The organism is Flammeovirga agarivorans (assembly GCF_012641475.1).
Taxonomy (GTDB): domain Bacteria; phylum Bacteroidota; class Bacteroidia; order Cytophagales; family Flammeovirgaceae; genus Flammeovirga; species Flammeovirga agarivorans.
In genome coordinates, this window is record NZ_JABAIL010000004.1 from 365,866 (window position 1) to 383,415 (window position 17,550).

At 34.0% G+C, this 17,550-nt stretch carries 14 protein-coding genes; 11 read left to right on the top strand and 3 right to left on the bottom strand.

Annotation, left to right across the window (positions count from 1 at the left end):
* The first annotated feature begins 61 nt into the window (after nt 1–61).
* From HGP29_RS14385 to HGP29_RS14395, 3 genes are all read left to right on the top strand, one after another.
* Nucleotides 62–562 carry a hypothetical protein gene (locus HGP29_RS14385; protein ID WP_168883117.1) on the top strand — a complete coding sequence of 167 codons (501 nt, stop codon included), beginning with the start codon at nt 62–64 and terminating at the stop codon, nt 560–562.
* A 111-nt stretch (nt 563–673) separates the two neighbouring features.
* A complete protein-coding gene (gene ffh / locus HGP29_RS14390; protein WP_168883118.1) occupies nt 674–2,047 on the top strand; it encodes a signal recognition particle protein in 1,374 nt (457 codons plus the stop codon).
* 80 nt (nt 2,048–2,127) lie between these two features.
* Nucleotides 2,128–4,275: a GH92 family glycosyl hydrolase gene (locus HGP29_RS14395; protein ID WP_168883119.1), complete on the top strand. Its 2,148-nt coding sequence runs from the start codon at nt 2,128–2,130 to the stop codon at nt 4,273–4,275.
* Nucleotides 4,276–4,314: 39 nt separating this feature from the next.
* On the opposite strand, the gene HGP29_RS14400 is transcribed toward HGP29_RS14395, so the two are convergent.
* Nucleotides 4,315–5,595: a UDP-N-acetylmuramoyl-tripeptide--D-alanyl-D-alanine ligase gene (locus tag HGP29_RS14400; RefSeq protein WP_168883120.1), complete on the bottom strand. Its 1,281-nt coding sequence runs from the start codon at nt 5,593–5,595 to the stop codon at nt 4,315–4,317.
* A 189-nt stretch (nt 5,596–5,784) separates the two neighbouring features.
* Here HGP29_RS14400 and mdh point away from each other — a divergent pair, with 189 nt between their 5' ends.
* From mdh to HGP29_RS14430, 6 genes are all read left to right on the top strand, one after another.
* Complete coding sequence (gene mdh / locus HGP29_RS14405) at nt 5,785–6,717, top strand: malate dehydrogenase (protein WP_168883121.1); 933 nt, start codon at nt 5,785–5,787, stop codon at nt 6,715–6,717.
* A gap of 164 nt (nt 6,718–6,881) precedes the next feature.
* Nucleotides 6,882–8,219 carry a protoporphyrinogen oxidase gene (hemG, locus tag HGP29_RS14410; protein ID WP_168883122.1) on the top strand — a complete coding sequence of 446 codons (1,338 nt, stop codon included), beginning with the start codon at nt 6,882–6,884 and terminating at the stop codon, nt 8,217–8,219.
* Nucleotides 8,220–8,284: 65 nt separating this feature from the next.
* Nucleotides 8,285–8,941: a fructose-6-phosphate aldolase gene (gene fsa, locus HGP29_RS14415; protein ID WP_168883123.1), complete on the top strand. Its 657-nt coding sequence runs from the start codon at nt 8,285–8,287 to the stop codon at nt 8,939–8,941.
* A 95-nt stretch (nt 8,942–9,036) separates the two neighbouring features.
* Complete coding sequence (locus HGP29_RS14420) at nt 9,037–9,240, top strand: fructose-6-phosphate aldolase (RefSeq protein ID WP_168883124.1); 204 nt, start codon at nt 9,037–9,039, stop codon at nt 9,238–9,240.
* Nucleotides 9,241–9,246: 6 nt separating this feature from the next.
* Nucleotides 9,247–9,954: a cell division ATP-binding protein FtsE gene (locus tag HGP29_RS14425; protein ID WP_168883125.1), complete on the top strand. Its 708-nt coding sequence runs from the start codon at nt 9,247–9,249 to the stop codon at nt 9,952–9,954.
* A 3-nt stretch (nt 9,955–9,957) separates the two neighbouring features.
* Nucleotides 9,958–10,329 (top strand): DUF983 domain-containing protein, encoded by a 372-nt coding sequence (locus tag HGP29_RS14430; RefSeq protein WP_168883126.1) that lies wholly within the window; start codon nt 9,958–9,960, stop codon nt 10,327–10,329.
* 51 nt (nt 10,330–10,380) lie between these two features.
* Here the strand turns inward: HGP29_RS14430 and HGP29_RS14435 are convergent, their stop codons facing one another.
* Both HGP29_RS14435 and HGP29_RS14440 read right to left on the bottom strand, forming a co-directional pair.
* Nucleotides 10,381–11,766 carry an outer membrane protein transport protein gene (locus tag HGP29_RS14435; protein WP_168883127.1) on the bottom strand — a complete coding sequence of 462 codons (1,386 nt, stop codon included), beginning with the start codon at nt 11,764–11,766 and terminating at the stop codon, nt 10,381–10,383.
* 114 nt (nt 11,767–11,880) lie between these two features.
* On the bottom strand, nt 11,881–13,161 hold the full coding sequence (locus HGP29_RS14440) for a citrate synthase (RefSeq protein ID WP_168883460.1): 1,281 nt from the start codon (nt 13,159–13,161) through the stop codon (nt 11,881–11,883).
* Nucleotides 13,162–13,589: 428 nt separating this feature from the next.
* Here HGP29_RS14440 and topA point away from each other — a divergent pair, with 428 nt between their 5' ends.
* Together topA and sucC are read left to right on the top strand one after the other, a co-directional pair.
* Complete coding sequence (gene topA / locus HGP29_RS14445) at nt 13,590–16,001, top strand: type I DNA topoisomerase (protein WP_168883128.1); 2,412 nt, start codon at nt 13,590–13,592, stop codon at nt 15,999–16,001.
* A 336-nt stretch (nt 16,002–16,337) separates the two neighbouring features.
* Entirely contained in the window at nt 16,338–17,528 is a 1,191-nt protein-coding gene (gene sucC / locus HGP29_RS14450; RefSeq protein ID WP_168883129.1) for an ADP-forming succinate--CoA ligase subunit beta, read from the top strand.
* Nucleotides 17,529–17,550: the final 22 nt, after the last annotated feature.

Genomic DNA, 17,550 nt, shown 5'->3' on the forward strand with positions numbered 1-17,550 from the left:
TGAGGAGACTTTTTAATAAATCCGTTAAAATTTCAATAAATTCAAGCTTAACAATTTTAAAATGGAGCCATTTAACGAAGAAAAACTGATCAATTACAGACTTCCAAAAGGAATTACAGGGTTTGTTGAATCAGAAAATAAAACAATAGATTTATCTCTTTGGGAAGAAACGGTAAAGTCGTTTTTCTCAATCAAAGCTAACATCCAATTTTCAGACAGATACTCTTATACGTATCAAATCATAGAATTTAATAATGAATTGTATTTACTGTTTAAGAATAAATACACTGATTTTTTTGCTATTGCTAAAGTAGATGATGAAAATGAAGAGTACCATAAAATTCCAAATCACTATTTTTTTGATGAATTTGAAATTATTGATTTTTTAGAGGCAATGGGCTTTATACATTATCCTACAGCATTGCTTGAACTTAAAGTTGATGGTGCTAATCCATTAATAACTAACTTACTAAAGGAATTAAGCGATTGTGAATTTGGACAGTTTTCTTATTTCGAACCCAAGATAATTGCGAACATTATCTTTAATGATTGGAAAAAATAAGTTTTAGTTGATGAAGATGTCTTATATTTAATTGTAAAAGACAAGCAGAAATTTTATTTTTGCGAGCTAAACTGAAATAGTAATAATACAAGAAAAGATATATAAAAATATATGTTTGATAATCTTAGTAATAGAATTGACCGTGCGATCAAGAATCTGAAAGGTGAGGGGTCAATTAGTGAAATCAACGTAGCGTCAACTGTTAAAGAAATTCGTAGAGCTCTTTTAGAGGCCGACGTAAACTTTAAAGTAGCAAAAGAAATTACGAATGAAATTCGTGAGCAGGCGTTAGGTCAGAATATCCTTATTGACGTTAAACCAGGTCAATTGTTTACTAAAATTGTAAGCGATAAGTTAACGGAGCTAATGGGTGGTACAATGACACCTTTCTCTCCACAAGGATCGCCTGCAACTGTTCTTATTTCTGGTCTGCAAGGTTCAGGTAAAACAACTTTTACTGGTAAGCTAGGTGCAAGACTTAAAAAGCAAGGACAACAAGTATTATTAGTAGCTGCAGACGTTTACCGTCCAGCCGCTATCGATCAGCTTGAAACTCTTGGTGAGCAAATAGGTGTAGATGTTTACACTGAGCGCGAAAACAAGAACCCTGTTTCTATCGCGGAAAATGCCATTAAATTTGCCAAAACAAATGGAAAATCAATAGTAGTAGTCGATACAGCGGGTCGTTTGGCTGTAGATGAAGAAATGATGAAGGAAATCGAGGCAGTTAAAAATGCTGTTAATCCTTCTGAAACTTTATTCGTAGTAGACTCAATGACAGGTCAAGATGCTGTAAATACAGCTAAGGCCTTCAACGATAGATTGAACTTCGACGGTGTAGTTCTTACTAAGTTAGATGGTGATACTCGTGGTGGTGCAGCACTTTCAATTAGAAGAGTAGTTGACAAACCTATTAAATTCATCTCGACTGGTGAGAAGTTAGATAACACTTTAGATGAGTTCCACCCTGACCGTATGGCTCAACGTATCCTTGGTATGGGTGACGTTATCTCATTAGTTGAAAGAGCACAACAAGCTTTTGATGAAGAAGAGGCAAAGCGTCTAAACAAGAAACTTCGTAAAAACCAATTTGATTTCAATGACCTTCTTTCTCAAATCCAACATATCAAGAAGATGGGTGATTTGAAAGATTTGATTGGAATGGTTCCTGGTTTAAATAAGATGGTTAAAGATCAAGAAATTGATTCTAATGCGTTTAAACCTGTTGAAGCGATCATCAATTCAATGACTCCTTATGAGAGACAAAATCCTGATTCTTTGGATCAATCTCGTAAGAAACGTCTTGCTGCTGGTTCTGGTACTTCAGTACAACAAGTGAACAACTTGATCAAGCAGTTTGAAGAGATGCGTAAAATGATGAAGAAAGTGAATAAAATGTCTGGTATCCCTGGTATGGGTAAAAAAGGTAAAGGACAGAAAAAAGGTTCTCTTCGTAATCGTTTAGGAGGAAAAAAGAAGAGATAGTAGATCTCTAAATAATATAAAAGGTATCAGGTTTTATAAACTTGATACCTTTTTTTATATTGAATGAAAATAACCCAGAAATGAATAAATACCTTTTATTTTTTTTCACTGTAACTTTTATTGGATGTCAACCTACAAATAAAAGAACACAGTTAAATATTACCACTGATTATACTCAATATGTTAACCCTTTTATTGGTACTGATGGAACCGGACATACTTTTCCAGGACCAAGCAGGCCCTTTGCAATGGTACAGCCAGGTCCAGATAACACAAGTCAGGGCTGGGATTATACCTCAGGTTACCAACTAAAAGATTCAACAATTTTAGGATTTTCTCAAACAAGAGCAAGTGGTACAGGTATTAGTGAATTTGGAGATATTCTGATTTTACCTTTTACAACAAGCAATAGGAAAACCCGTAAGCTAAATGAAAAAGCTGAAATAGGATATTATTCTGTTGACCTTGAAAATAAAACTAAGGCAGAATTAACATCTACAGAAAGAGTAGCATTACACAGATATACTTTTCCAAACGATAAGGCCAACATATATATCAACCTTCAACATGGATTAAGATTTACAGTTGATAGCCTTAATTTAGTTCTTGAAGCAAACTCTGAAATTAATACAAGAGAAAATTCAATTTCAGGATATGCACATACCAAGAATTGGGTAGAAAGAAAATATTTCTATCATATTAAGTTTGATCACCCAATACAAGAAATAGAAAAATTCCCAAAACATAATAAAGAAAAAGCAGATAAGTATATTATCAATTTTAAGACTGACTCTTTATTGGTTAAGGTTGCCTTATCTTCAGTGAGTGTAGAAGGAGCTATTAATAATATGGATACTGAACTGCCTCATTGGGATTTTAGTAAAGTAGTACAAAGTTCTAAAGAAATTTGGAATAACTATTTATCAAAAATTGATATTGAAGAAACTTCCAAAAGGCATAAAGAGATTTTTTATACAAGTCTATATCATCTGTTCTTACAACCTTCCAACATTGCGGATGTCGATGGTAAATACAGAGGTCCCGATGATGAAATACATAAAGGGTATAATAAAGAATATTATTCTACACTATCATTATGGGATACCTACAGGGCTGCTCATCCATTATATACCTTAATTACACCCTTAAAAGTAGATGCTTTTGTCAATACGATGATAGATCATAGTCAGCAACAAGGTTTTTTACCTATTTGGACTGCTTGGGGACAAGAAAACTATTGCATGATTGGTAATCACTCTATTCCTGTAATTGTAGATGCTTATGTAAAAGGATTTAGTGATTTTGATGCGACTAAGGCATTAGATGCAATGGTAGAATCATCAATTGTTCGTCATTTGAAGTCAGATTGGGAAATGTATAACAAATACGGTTACTATCCTTTTGATCTAATTGATAATGAATCTGTTTCAAGAACATTAGAAAGTGGATTAGATGATTACAGTATCTCTTTAATGGCGGAAATGATGGGGAAAGAAAAGTTGCATGAGTCTTTTAATCGTAGATCGATGTTCTATAAAAACTTATTTGATGATAGTACTGGTTTGATGAGAGGAAAAGATTCAAATGGTAAGTTCAGAACACCCTTTGATCCACTTACGCCAACATCTCCAATGAATAATCCAGGAGACTACACCGAAGCAAATGCATGGCAATATACTTGGACTCCTATGCAGTATGATGTTGAAGGATATACAGAGTTATTAGGAGGTAAAGACAACTTCACAAAGTTATTGGATGAATTTTTTAGTACCGAATCTAATGGCGATAATAAACATTTAGGGCAAGAAGCAATGATAGGACAATACGCTCATGGAAATGAACCATCTCATCATATTGCATATTTATATGCTTACTCTGATAAACCTGAAAAAGGAGAAGAATTAGTATCGAGAATCTATGATGAATTCTATGATAATACACCTAGAGGTATCACTGGTAATGATGATTGTGGACAAATGAGTGCATGGTATATTTTTTCAACTCTGGGTTTTTATCCTGTCAACCCAGTGAACTCTGAATTTGTCATTATGAAACCACAAGTTTCCAATGCAAAAATTTTATTGGGGGATGATCTTGTTTTTGAGGTAAGATCATCAGTACCAAAAGGAGAGAGCGTAACAAAAATCACTTATAATGGAAAAGAAATAAAGGACAGAATAATTACTTATCCTCAGATAATGAGTGGTGGTGTATTAGAGTTTAAATAAAGAAATGGCGATCACCTAGAATAGATCGCCATTTCTTTTTTACAACACTTCCTTTAAAGCTTCTAATCCCATAGACCTTGAACCTTTTATTAGAATGATGGAATCTTTTATATTTTGAGATTTTAAATAATCAATAAATTCCTCTTTCGATTGAAAAAATTGGTTATTGTTCTGATTGAACTCAGAGAAACGTTCACCAATAAAGAAAGTTTCTTTAAAACCTGATGTTTGTGCAAGATTAATGATGTTGGAATGTTCTTCAGAGGATATTTCTCCTAATTCGAACATATCACCCAACATAACATACTTCTGCTTATCACTATCAATTAAAGATAGGTTCTTCAAAGCGACTTCCATGGATGATGGGTTTGCATTGTAAGCATCAAGAATTAATGTATTTTTTTCTGTTTTAACGATCTCAGATCTATTGTTGGATGGAGAATAAGAAGCTATTGCTTTATTCATCACATTTGGTTCAATCCCTAATTTTTTTCCAACAGTAAAAGCAGTGAGGATATTTTCAAAATTATAAGCACCAAATAGATTGGTTTCGATAATATTTTCTTGTCTGTCTTTATATACAATAAATGGATTAACTTCAATAAATTCTAAAAATGCAAAATCGTATTCATCACCGTAAAGTATTGGGTTCTTCATACGTTTTGACATGTTTTTTAGAATTTCATCTTTAGAATTGATGTATATAATTCCATTGTTTTTTATCAAGTAGTCAAAGATTTCACTCTTTGCTCTTATATTTTGTTCAAAGCTACCAAAGCCCTCAATATGGTCTTTACCGATATTGGTAACGAACCCTTGAGTTGGTTTTGCTATTTTACATAGTTCAGCAACTTCGCCAACATGATTGTCACCCATTTCAATTAAAGCCACTTCAGTATTTTTGGGCATATCAAGTAATGTTAGAGGGACGCCAATGTGGTTATTGAAATTACCTTTTGTTGCATGAGTTTTGAAAGTTGTTTCACATATGCGAAGCAGGATTTCTTTCGTAGTCGTCTTACCGTTAGAACCAGTCACCGCAATAACAGGTATGTCAAATTGATCTCTATGGTATGCAGCTAGTTCTTGTAATGTTGATAAAACATCATCGACTAATATAAATCGCTCATTTTCAGCAACAGATTTGTCATCAACAATAGCAAAAGCAGCTCCTTTCTCAATTGCACCTTTAGCATATTTATTACCATCAAAATTTCCGCCTTTCAAAGCAAAAAAAAGACAGTTTTTATTAATATTTCTAGAGTCAGTTGATACTTCACTGGTACTCAGAAAGATCTTATATATTTCTTCAATTTTCATTATAAAAAGTCTAATTTTTAATGCAATCTGATAAGATAATTTTGTTAATGCAATAAACAAGAAATTAAAAACTGACAAAAATCATTTTTATGTTATCCTCTAATCATTCAATTATGTTAAATAATTAATGCAAATTTGTAGGGTAATAATTTTTATAAATTACTTTTTTTACAAACTAGCACAACACAAATGAAAGTAACAGTCGTAGGAGCAGGCGCAGTAGGCGCGAGCTGTGCAGAATACATCGCTATTAAAGATTTCGCAGACGAAATCGTATTGGTTGACATCAAGGAAGGATTCGCAGAAGGTAAAGCAATGGACTTGATGCAAACTGCTTCTTTAAATGGATTCGATTCAACTATCACAGGTGTGACAAATGATTATGCAGCTACTGCAGGTTCAGATGTTGCTGTAATCACTTCAGGTATCCCACGTAAGCCAGGTATGACTCGTGAGGAGCTAATCACTACAAACGCGAATATCGTTAAAACTGTAGCTGAAAACTTAATTAAGCATTCTCCAGAAGTAATCATCATTGTTGTTTCTAACCCAATGGATACAATGACTTACTTAGCAGCAAAAGCTACTGGTCTTCCTAAAAACCGTATCATCGGTATGGGTGGTGCTTTAGATAGTGCTCGTTTCAAATATCGTTTAGCTGAAGCTATCGGTTGTCCTCAATCAGATGTTTCAGGTATGGTAATCGGTGGTCACTCAGACGTAGGTATGGTACCATTGATCGAAAAAGCTACTCGTAACTCAGTTCCTGTATCAGAATTCTTAAGCGAAGAGCAAAAATCAGGTATCGTAGAAGCTACTAAAGTTGGTGGTGCTACATTAACTAAATTATTAGGTACTTCAGCTTGGTATGCTCCAGGTGCAGCTGTATCTGAATTAGTTAAAGCAATCGCTTTAGATTCTAAGAAAATGTTCCCATGTTCTGCTCTATTAGAAGGAGAGTATGGCTTAAATGATCTTTGTATCGGTGTACCTGTAATCTTAGGTAAAAACGGTATCGAGAAAATCGTTGAGATTGAATTATCAGAAGATGAGCAAGCTAAATTAAATACTTCAGCTGAAGGCGTTAAGAAAACTAACGGTCTTTTAAACGTTGAAGCTTAATCTATAGCTTACAAAGCTTTTGTAAAACATATAAAAAAGCCATTTCGGAAACGAAATGGCTTTTTTTATTTAAAAAGATTAGCGTAAAAAGTATATCAAAAAAAGAGTTTTTAACTACCTTTGATATCTAAATTTTTTACATCGAATATCTATCGTTTTAATAGATGAATATAGGAATAATAGGAGGAGGGATATCAGGTCTGACAACGGCTTATTTTCTGAATAAGAAAGGGTACAATTGTACTGTTCTTGAGAAACAATCAAAAGTAGGTGGATGTATATCTACTGAAAAAATTGATGGGAGGATTTTTGAGAATGGCCCCAATTCATTATTGCTAACATCACAGCATATTAATTTTATTAATGAACTAGGGTTAGGAGAAGAGTTACTCCAAGCATTAGATACTAATAAGGATAGATTCGTTTTAAAAGGAGGGAAATACCAAATACTTCCTTCTGGACCACATAATTTCTTTACTAATCATTTCTTTAGCTTTTCAGCTAAATTAAAAATTATCACAGAGTTTTTTAGAAGGAATAAACCTACCGAAAAAATTGAATCGTTATACGACTTCTTTTTAAGACGTTTCAATAAAGAAATCTGTGATTACGCATTAGATCCATTTGTTTCAGGAATATATGCAGGTGATCCAAAAAAATTGGTCATTAAAGCTGCGTTTCCTGCCCTTTATGAAGCGGAAAAAGATTATGGTTCTATCATTAAAGGAATGATAAATCAGCGAAAAAATTCTAAAGCTGAAGGAGCTTCTACAGAGCGTAGGAAAGCATATAGTTTCAAAAATGGTCTATCTGTTTTTACCAATAAAATTGCAGAACAAGTTGATGTGAAGACTTCTCAAGAAGTGAAAAACATCTCAAAAGGTGAAAGCGGTTTTGAGGTGGTTACTTCTACAGAAACTTTCCAATTTGATAAAGTGGTCATTGCATCCAATGCAATTGGAACAGCGAGCTTCTTGAAAGAAATGTTACCAGATGTAGCTCAGAGATTAGAAAATATTCCTGCGCCTCCAATGTGTGTGGTTCATTCAATTTATAAAAAGAGTGATGCACAAAACGCTCCACAAGGTTTTGGTGGTTTAAACCCAAAAGTTGAAAATGTATTTACTTCTGGTAGTATATGGACCAGTAGTATCTTCCCAAACAGAACCAATGGTGATGAAATTTTGATTACTACTTTTGTGGGTGGTATGCAGAATATAGAGAAAACAGAACTTTCTGAAAAAGAAGTTTTGGCAAGTGTACATGATGAACTAACTAATACTATAGAAGTTTCCGGAGAGCCTGTATTTCAAAAATATTATAAATGGAATAGGGCTATTCCTCAGTACACTGAAGAAGTATTGGAATTGTGGGATTCTCTAGAAAATAACCCAATTGAAGGGTTGTTTATCTCTGCCAATTGGAAAGGAGGTATATCTGTGCCGAATTGCATCGACCAAGCGATAGAGCTTACAAAATCATTTGAGGAATTAAAAAAATAGAATTATTGTACTTTTTCTATTTTTAAAACTATATTTTTGTCCAAATCTTAAACTCTTATATAGACATGAAATTTTTTATTGATACAGCCAACTTAGATGAGATTAAGGAAGCTCATGCACTAGGTGTATTAGATGGCGTTACAACAAACCCATCTTTAATGGCCAAAGTAGGTGTAAAGGGAAAAGAAGCTGTACATGCTCATTATAAAGCAATCTGTGATATTGTTGATAGTGATGTAAGTGCTGAGGTTCTATCTACTACTTACGAAGAAATGATCAAAGAAGGTGAGGAATTGGCTGCTATTGATTCTAAAATCGTAGTTAAGATTCCAATGATTGAAGACGGTATCAAAGCGATCAAATATTTTTCTAGCAAAGGTATTGATACAAACTGTACTTTAATCTTCTCTGCTGGTCAAGCACTTTTAGCTGCAAAAGCTGGAGCTACTTATGTTTCTCCGTTTATTGGTAGATTAGATGATGTCTCAACTGATGGTATGCAATTAGTTGAAGATATCGTAAACATTTTTGAAAACTACGGGTTTGGTACTCAAGTATTAGCTGCTTCTGTTCGTCATCCTATTCACATTATGCAATGTGCAGAACTTGGAGCTGATGTGGCAACTTGTCCATTGAAAGCGATTAAGATGCTTATGAACCATCCTTTAACAGATAAAGGTCTAGCTCAGTTTATCGCTGATGCTAAGAAAATGGAAGAATAAAATATTATTCTGTATTAGAAAGTTGAGACAAGGTAGAGAGTTATCTTGTCTCAATTTTTTAGTATTATAAAGAGAATTACATTTTAAAATTTTCTATGTATATTATTAAAGTAAAAGGGAAAGCAAAAATCCCTAATTACATCCAACTTCGCGATGATAACTTTGTTCTCATTGCTTACTTTAGAGCAGACCGACCATTAACTAAACTTGAAAAATATGGTCTTGAAGGAAAAGAAGAAGACCTCAAAAAAGTTATAGATAGTTTAGAATTTGGTAAAATTCAAAAATTAGAAATTTAATATTCAATGAATCAAGTTGTTAGCCTAAGAAATATCAAAATATCTTTTGAAGGAGCAATCATATTTAATGATGTAAATATAGATGTTGCATCTTCTGAATTTGTGTACTTATTAGGCCCAACAGGAAGTGGTAAATCATCATTATTGAAGTTATTATACGCTGACCTTTTACCTGCTTCTGGAAAAGTAAAAGTGAATGGATTTCAAGTCAATGAAATAAGTGATAAAGATGTTCCATTTCTGAGAAGATCACTTGGTGTTATATTTCAAGATTTTGAATTGCTAACTGATAGAACTGTCGAAGAAAACCTACACTTTGTTATGAAAGCAACAGGCTGGAAAAATGAAGTGAAAATGAGAAACAAAGTAGATGAATTACTTGAAAAGGTGCATCTACCAAAACTAACTAAAGAAAAAATGCCTCATCAGTTATCAGGTGGTGAACAGCAAAGAGTAGCTATTGCTAGGGCATTAGTAAATAGTCCTAAGCTTATTCTTGCAGATGAACCAACAGGTAACTTAGATCCCAAAGTATCTAGATCTATACTTCAGTTATTTAAAGAAATAAATGAAGAAGGTACTTGTGTGATTATGGCAACACATCAACATTCATTTTTAAAGTTAAACCCTGAACGCGCCCTGATCTGTGAAAAAGGAATTATCAAAGATATTTCTAAGCAACAGGTACAACAACGTTTGGAACTCGGTAAATAAAATATGAGTAAATCTAAACTTTCTGCAATCATCGAAAAAAAATGTCCAAGTTGTAGACAAGGAGATATGTTTACACACTCGGCACTCTCACCTAAATTTCACCAAATAAATGATAGATGTCCACATTGTGGGACAACATTAAATCCTGAAACAGGATTTTATTATGGTGCTATGTATGTTAGCTATGGAATTAACACGGCAATCATGTTTATAACAATTTTTGCTGTATATTTTTTCTTAGACTCAAGTGATCCTTTGGTATATATAGCAGCTGCAGTAATCCCAATGGTAGTCTTAATGACATTTGTATTTAGGCTTTCAAGGTCAATCTATCTACATCTTTTTGGAGGTATTGATTACGATAAGAGTAAATAAACAAAAAGGGAGAGTAAGCTAATTACTCTCCCTTTTTGTTTATCATCATAATTATAATTGAGTTTTATCTACAAAGTGATAAGTAATACCAAAGACTAAATTAAATTGTACAAATGAAGATTCAGTGTTACTTTGAAACTCATTCAATTGACTATAATCTCTAGGAGTAAGGTTTACATATTGAGGATCTCCATTTGAAAAACCTAAATCGGTAACTAAGCCAGCTATTATATTGAACCGAGGGCCAAACCATTCTATACCTGCAGAAATATGGTATAAGTCCCAGTAATCATAAGATAACACATTCTCAGCATGTGGATTGACTTGATTTTGATCTACAATGTTGAAATCTGTCCTGAAACCAGATAAGAAATTCATGCTTTTTATCAATCTACTTTTTACACCGACCGCAGCATTGTAAATGACTTTATTAGCACTATAATACTGACTAAAAGATTGATCTAATGGAGAGAAAGTAGAAATTTCAGGTTGTAATTCTAGCATTCCATAACGGTCCACTTTACTGAAAATTCCAACTCTTCCAGATAAATCAACTTTGTTTATCGTATATCCAATATTGAACTCAGCTGTAAAAGGTAATTTGTAGTTGGAATATACTTTGTCTTGTGTGCTTATTTCTTTTGAAATACTTCCATCATCTAATGTTTTCTCTCTTATTTTTCGAGCCGTAGATTTTGAAAGGAATTTGATTCGGATATCGGGTGTGTCAAAGTTAAAGCCAAGATTGAGGTTTTGATTAACATGCCATGCTATACCTATTTTCCATAATAGAGATGCATGATTAAAACGTAAATTTGTGAAAGCAGAAAATGTATCTTGAACTCCATTTCCATTGGCCCAGGTTTGATCTACATTGGAAGTAATCTGTGCTGATTTAATATCAAGGAAATGAGTAATTCCGACACCAATCTTTTCACTTAATCGGTAAGTTGTTCCTATTGCAAAACGATCATTCCTAAGTAATGATTTGTAATTAAAGTATCCTTCAAAAAATACATTGGATCCATTGACACTCCCAGAATTTTGTACTGCAAATTCATGTTTTGAGTTCAAAAGATTAATAAAGGCATAAGTTACTTTAAACTTTTGCTTATTGTATTTAAAAGCCGTACCAGCTACCATTTGTGGCTTTGTTTCCAAACTATTACCCTTAATGTCAACACCTTCACCTGCGCCATTTTTTATGTTAAGTATGGTGTAACCAATTAAGTCTGAAGTAAAAGATACGTTTGGAGTTTCAGTAAAAGCTAATGCACCAGGGTTATAATAAATGGCACTGTTATCGGTGGCTCCTGAGGCTAGTGAACCTCCAAGTAAATTGCCATTTGCACCTTGTTGTTGTTGCCAATAATAGTTTCCTTGTCCATAAAGTAGGAATGTGTGAAAAATGAATATAACTAAATATATTCCTCTCATAGGATTGTAATAAAGATGAATAGAATACTAGAACTTGATAATAGATGAAATAAAAATACATAAAAAAAGCCATCATTTCTGATGGCTCTCTTTATATTTTCTCTAAAAAATAAATTATTTCTTAGGATAAGGTCTTGCTGTTTCACCAGTATAGATCTGACGAGGACGAGAAATTGGTTGAGATAACTCTCTAGATTCTTTCCATTGTGCAATCCAACCTGGAAGACGACCAAGAGCAAACAATACTGTAAACATTTCAGTAGGGAAGCCCATTGCCTTGTAAATAATACCTGAGTAGAAGTCTACGTTAGGGTATAATTTTCTAGCTTGGAAGTACTCGTCGTTTAATGCTTTTTCTTCTAAACCTTTAGCGATCTCTAATAGTGGATCGTTAATGCCTAATTTCTCAAGTACTGCATCTGCATGCTTCTTGATGATTTTAGCACGAGGGTCGAAGTTTTTGTATACTCTGTGACCAAAGCCCATTAAACGGAATGGATCGTTAGGATCTTTTGCTTTCGCGATGAACTTATCTACGTCACCACCGTTAGCATGGATATCTTCTAACATTTCGATAACCGCTTGGTTGGCACCGCCATGTAAAGGTCCCCAAAGTGCATTGATACCTGCAGCAACTGCAACATATAATGAAGCTTGAGAAGACCCTACGACTCTTACTGTAGCTGCCGAACAGTTTTGCTCGTGGTCAGCGTGTAAGATTAATAATTTATCTAGAGCATCTACTAAGATTGGATCTAATTCATAGTCCTCAACTGGTAAACCGAACATCATTTTCATGAAGTTCTCTAAATAACTTAATTTATTCTCTGGGTACATCAATGGATGACCAATGCTTTTCTTATATACCCAAGATGCTAATGTTGGTAATTTAGCGATTAATCTGTGGATAGTTAAGTCAACCATCTTAGGATCTCTGTTTGGATCAAGAGATTCTGGATGGAAAGCTGTCAATGATGTAACTAATGAAGAAAGAACTCCCATAGGATGTGCGTCTGCAGGGAAACCATCAAAAATCTTTCTTACATTTTCGTGTACTAATGTGTGGCGAGAAATGTCTGTTTTGAATTTTTCAAATTCTTGGGCTGTAGGTAGTTCTCCATTGATAAGTAAATATGCAACTTCTGAGAATGTAGAATGCTCACAAAGATCTTCGATCGAATAGCCTCTATATCTTAAAATACCCTTCTCTCCGTCAAGGAATGTAACGTCACTAGTAGTAGAACCTGTGTTCTTAAAACCAACGTCTAAAGTGATCAAACCACTTTGAGCTCTAAGCTTACTGATATCTATACCTAGTTCATCTTCCGAACCCTTCAAAACTGGTAAATCATATGATTTACCGCCATACGTCAATTGCGCTGTCTTTTCACTCATGTCTTTCTCTGAATTTGTTTGAGGTTTGTTGTGGTCAAGTTCTACTTCTTGCATAATTTGATGTTAATTATTTTGTTCGCACGTGTAAAATTATTGTCTCAAATTGTCCCTTATATTCGTTTGAGTGCCTAAATATATTTTAATAATAATTTTTTTACAAAAAAAAGGCCTTAATTCAGTGTGTTAACGGTACAAATTCTTTAATTATCAACGAAAAACAAATAATTACATTTAAATGATATAAGTCACTCATTAAAATGATGCAGATTATAAAAATGAAAGAAAATGCACTGATTTTATTTTTTTGTTGTTTTTTTCTTTGAACTTTCATGAAGTTTGTAATAAGTTGTTTCGCGCGGGAGATAATGCCATAATTTTAAATACCCGTAAAAACGTTTCTGGATCGATAGAATAGAGATTAAATATATATGACAAAGAATTTATTAATTGTCGAGTCACCTGCGAAAGCCAAGACAATTGAAAAATATTTAGGAGAAGGATATACAGTAAGGTCAAGTTACGGACATGTCAGAGACCTTAAGAAAGGTAATGATGCCATTGATGTTGAACATAACTTCTCACCACAGTATGAAGTATCTCCCGACAAGAAAGATGTCATTAGAGAACTAAAGAAATTAACTAAGGAAGCTGAAACAGTTTGGTTAGCTACCGATGATGACCGTGAAGGTGAAGCTATTTCTTGGCACTTACAAGAAACCTTAAAGCTGGAAAATAAAGAGACTAAGCGTATTGTTTTTAGAGAGATTACTAAAACAGCAATACAAACTGCAATCAAATCTCCAAGAACTATTGATTATGATTTAGTCAATGCCCAACAGGCTAGACGTATCTTAGATCGATTGGTAGGATTTGAATTATCTCCTGTATTATGGAAAAAAATACAAAGAGGACTTTCTGCAGGTCGTGTACAAAGTGTAGCGGCAAGATTAGTCGTTGAAAGGGAAAGAGAAATCGAATCCTTTAAAGCAAAAGACTTTTTTAAAGTTGTAGCAAGTTTTGATTTAGGCAATGGAAAATCACTTGAAGCAGAATTGTCGACAAAGTTCAATTCTAAAGAAGATGCTGAATCATTTTTAAATGATTGTATAGGAGCTGATTTTTCAATTTCAGATATAAAAACAAAGCCAGGAAAGAAAACTCCTGCGCCTCCTTTTACTACTTCTACCTTACAACAGGAAGCAAGTAGAAAATTAGGATATTCGGTTGCTTCAACAATGTCATTAGCTCAACGATTGTATGAAGCAGGTCATATCACCTACATGCGTACCGACTCATTGAACTTATCAAATGAGGCTATTGCTTCGGCAACTGAGGAGATTGCTAGAGTGTATGGAAATGATTTTGTTCAAGAGCGTCATTTTAAAACATCAAATAAGGGGGCTCAGGAAGCCCATGAGGCAATTAGACCTACAAACTTTAAGAATCATAAACTAAAGCTTGATGATAACCGTGAGGCTAGGTTATATGACCTTATTTGGAAAAGGGCTGTTGCTTCTCAAATGGCTGATGCAAAACTTGAAAGAACTACTGCTGAAATCACTACAGCTAAACGCGCTGAGAAATTTGTTGCTAGAGGAGAGGTAGTGAAGTTTGAAGGTTTCTTGAAAGCATATATTGAGTCTAATGATGATGATCATGATGAAGATGAGGAAACTAAAGGTATGTTACCTCCTTTGAATGTGAATCAAGCAATGCCATTAAATGAAATCAATGCTACACAAAGATTCTCTAGACCACCTGCAAGGTATACCGAAGCTAGTTTAGTGAAAACTTTGGAAGAAAAAGGTATTGGTAGACCATCTACTTATGCACCTACTATTTCTACTATTCAGAGAAGAGAGTATGTGATAAAAGAAGCTAGAGATGGTAAAGAAAGAAATTATACAAAGCTTGTTTTAGCTGATAATAAAATTCAAGAAAAATCATTGACAGAAACTTATGGTTCTGAAAAAGGTAAGCTATTCCCAACAAACATGGGTATGGTAGTAAATGATTTTCTTGTAAAGCATTTCCCTAAAGTCGTTGATTATTCTTTTACAGCTAATGTTGAAGAACAATTCGATGAAATTGCACATGGTAATTTAGAGTGGCAAAATATGTTGAATACGTTCTACAAGCCATTCCATGAAAATGTAATTGAAACTGAAGAAAATGCAGATAGAGCAGAAGCTCACGCTGAGAGGGTATTAGGAACGGATCCTCAAACAGGTAAGCCAGTCATTACTAGATTAGGTCGTTTTGGTCCTATTGTTCAAATAGGAGATCAAGAAGATGAAGAGAAGAAATTTGCTTCTTTAAGAAAAGGGCAATATTTAGAATCGATTACTCTTGAAGATGCTCTAGAATTATTCAAACTACCAAGAACTCTTGGTAAATTCGAAGATAAAGTAGTTGTAGCAGCCATTGGTCGTTTTGGCCCATATATTAGACATGATGGTAAATTTGTTTCTTTAGGGAAAGAATACGCTCCAGAAACAGTTGAATTAGAAACAGCTATCGAATTAATTAAGGCAAAACGAGAAGCGGATGCCAAAAAATTAATTAAAACTTTTGAGGAAGAGGAAGATCTACAATTACTAAATGGTAGATGGGGTGCTTACATAAAATACGGTAAGCAAAACGTAAAAATTCCAAAAGAGTTAAAAGAAAAAGCGGAAGAGTTAACTTATGAGGAAGTTAAGAAAATCATAGAGGAAGCTCCAGCACCTAAAGCTAAGGGTAAAGCAGCTGCTAAGAAAGAACCTGCTAAAAAAGCTCCAGCTAAAAAGACTGCCGCTAAGAAAACAACAGCAAAGAAGAAGACTACAACTAAAAAGTAGTCAAATGATAAAATTAAAAAAGGTGATTTGTGTATTCAAATCACCTTTTTTGTAAAAAAAACTTCGTTAAAATAATAAAGTCATAAAAAACTGCATTTCGAACATTTGTTAGTGTTTAAATACGTTTACTGGTTGATTATCAGTGTTATTACAATGTTTTAAGCGTAATATTTTTTTTGAAGTATAAATTTCAATATCGCTTATTCGTGTATGCAAATTTGACTTTTGTTTTATTTTATTTAGAATTGTAATACCAAACTTTAATGATGTAAATCATAAAGTATAATCAAGTAGCAATACACAAAACAAACTTGTGCGCCCAACGGGTCTAATATCATGAATATTCACGAATACCAAGCGAAAAGCATCCTTAAGGAGTACGGAGTAAAAGTTCCTGCAGGTTATGTAGCAGACACTCCAGAACAAGCAGTTGAAGCTGCAAAAAAACTTACTGAAGAAACAGGAACAAACTTTTGGGTTGTAAAAGCTCAAATTCATGCAGGCGGCCGTGGTAAAGGCGGTGGAGTAAAAGTTGCTAAGAGCATGGACGAGGTGAAAACTCTTTCAGAGCAAATCATCGGAATGCAATTAGTTACTCCTCAAACAGGTCCTGAGGGTAAGAAAGTAAACAAGATCATGATTCAACAAGATGTTTACTACCCAGGTGAATCAGAAATTAAAGAATACTATATCTCTGTATTATTAAACAGAGCTACAGGTAAAAATATGATCATGTACTCTACTGAGGGTGGTATGGACATTGAGGAAGTTGCTGAGAAAACTCCAGAACTTATCTTCAAAGAAGAAATCGATCCAGCAGTAGGTATTCAAGGTTTCCAAGCAAGAAGAATTGCTTTCAACTTAGGAACTTCAGGTAAGTCATTCAAAGAGATGGTGAAATTCGTTACTGCTCTTTACAATGCTTACGTTGATACTGATTCTGAAATGTTTGAAATCAACCCTGTGTTCAAAACTTCAGATGATCAAGTTATGGCTGTTGACGCTAAAGTAGGTATCGATGATAACGCTTTATACCGTCATAAGAACATTGCAGAAATGCGTGACGTAACTGAGGAAGATCCTACAGAAGTTGAAGCTGGTGGATCTGGTTTGAACTATGTAAAATTAGACGGTAACGTAGGCTGTATGGTAAACGGTGCTGGTCTAGCAATGGCAACTATGGATATGATTAAACTTTCAGGTGGTGATCCTGCTAACTTCCTTGATGTTGGAGGTGGAGCAAACGCTACTACTGTAGAAGCTGGTTTCCGTATCATCCTTAAAGATCCTAACGTAAAAGCTATCCTTATCAATGTATTTGGTGGTATCGTACGTTGTGATAGAGTTGCAAACGGTGTTGTTGAAGCTTACAAAAACATTGGTGATATCAATGTGCCAATTATTGTACGTCTTCAAGGTACTAACGCTGAAGAAGGAGCAAAAATTATTGATGAGTCTGGTCTTAAAGTAGTATCTGCAATTACATTGTCTGAGGCTGCTGAAAAAGTAAAGGCTGCATTAGCTTAATTTAAAATATACTAGGTTCACT

What these genes read in the sequence shown, in the direction of transcription:
- sucC (WP_168883129.1), top strand. Translation starts at nt 16,338, where the DNA reads ATGAATATTCACGAATACCAAGCGAAAAGCATCCTTAAGGAGTACGGA.
- HGP29_RS14385 (WP_168883117.1), top strand. Translation starts at nt 62, where the DNA reads ATGGAGCCATTTAACGAAGAAAAACTGATCAATTACAGACTTCCAAAA.
- hemG (WP_168883122.1), top strand. Translation starts at nt 6,882, where the DNA reads ATGAATATAGGAATAATAGGAGGAGGGATATCAGGTCTGACAACGGCT.
- fsa (WP_168883123.1), top strand. Translation starts at nt 8,285, where the DNA reads ATGAAATTTTTTATTGATACAGCCAACTTAGATGAGATTAAGGAAGCT.
- HGP29_RS14395 (WP_168883119.1), top strand. Translation starts at nt 2,128, where the DNA reads ATGAATAAATACCTTTTATTTTTTTTCACTGTAACTTTTATTGGATGT.
- ffh (WP_168883118.1), top strand. Translation starts at nt 674, where the DNA reads ATGTTTGATAATCTTAGTAATAGAATTGACCGTGCGATCAAGAATCTG.
- HGP29_RS14440 (WP_168883460.1), bottom strand. Translation starts at nt 13,161, where the DNA reads ATGAGTGAAAAGACAGCGCAATTGACGTATGGCGGTAAATCATATGAT.
- HGP29_RS14425 (WP_168883125.1), top strand. Translation starts at nt 9,247, where the DNA reads ATGAATCAAGTTGTTAGCCTAAGAAATATCAAAATATCTTTTGAAGGA.
- topA (WP_168883128.1), top strand. Translation starts at nt 13,590, where the DNA reads ATGACAAAGAATTTATTAATTGTCGAGTCACCTGCGAAAGCCAAGACA.
- HGP29_RS14430 (WP_168883126.1), top strand. Translation starts at nt 9,958, where the DNA reads ATGAGTAAATCTAAACTTTCTGCAATCATCGAAAAAAAATGTCCAAGT.
- HGP29_RS14400 (WP_168883120.1), bottom strand. Translation starts at nt 5,595, where the DNA reads ATGAAAATTGAAGAAATATATAAGATCTTTCTGAGTACCAGTGAAGTA.
- mdh (WP_168883121.1), top strand. Translation starts at nt 5,785, where the DNA reads ATGAAAGTAACAGTCGTAGGAGCAGGCGCAGTAGGCGCGAGCTGTGCA.
- HGP29_RS14435 (WP_168883127.1), bottom strand. Translation starts at nt 11,766, where the DNA reads ATGAGAGGAATATATTTAGTTATATTCATTTTTCACACATTCCTACTT.
- HGP29_RS14420 (WP_168883124.1), top strand. Translation starts at nt 9,037, where the DNA reads ATGTATATTATTAAAGTAAAAGGGAAAGCAAAAATCCCTAATTACATC.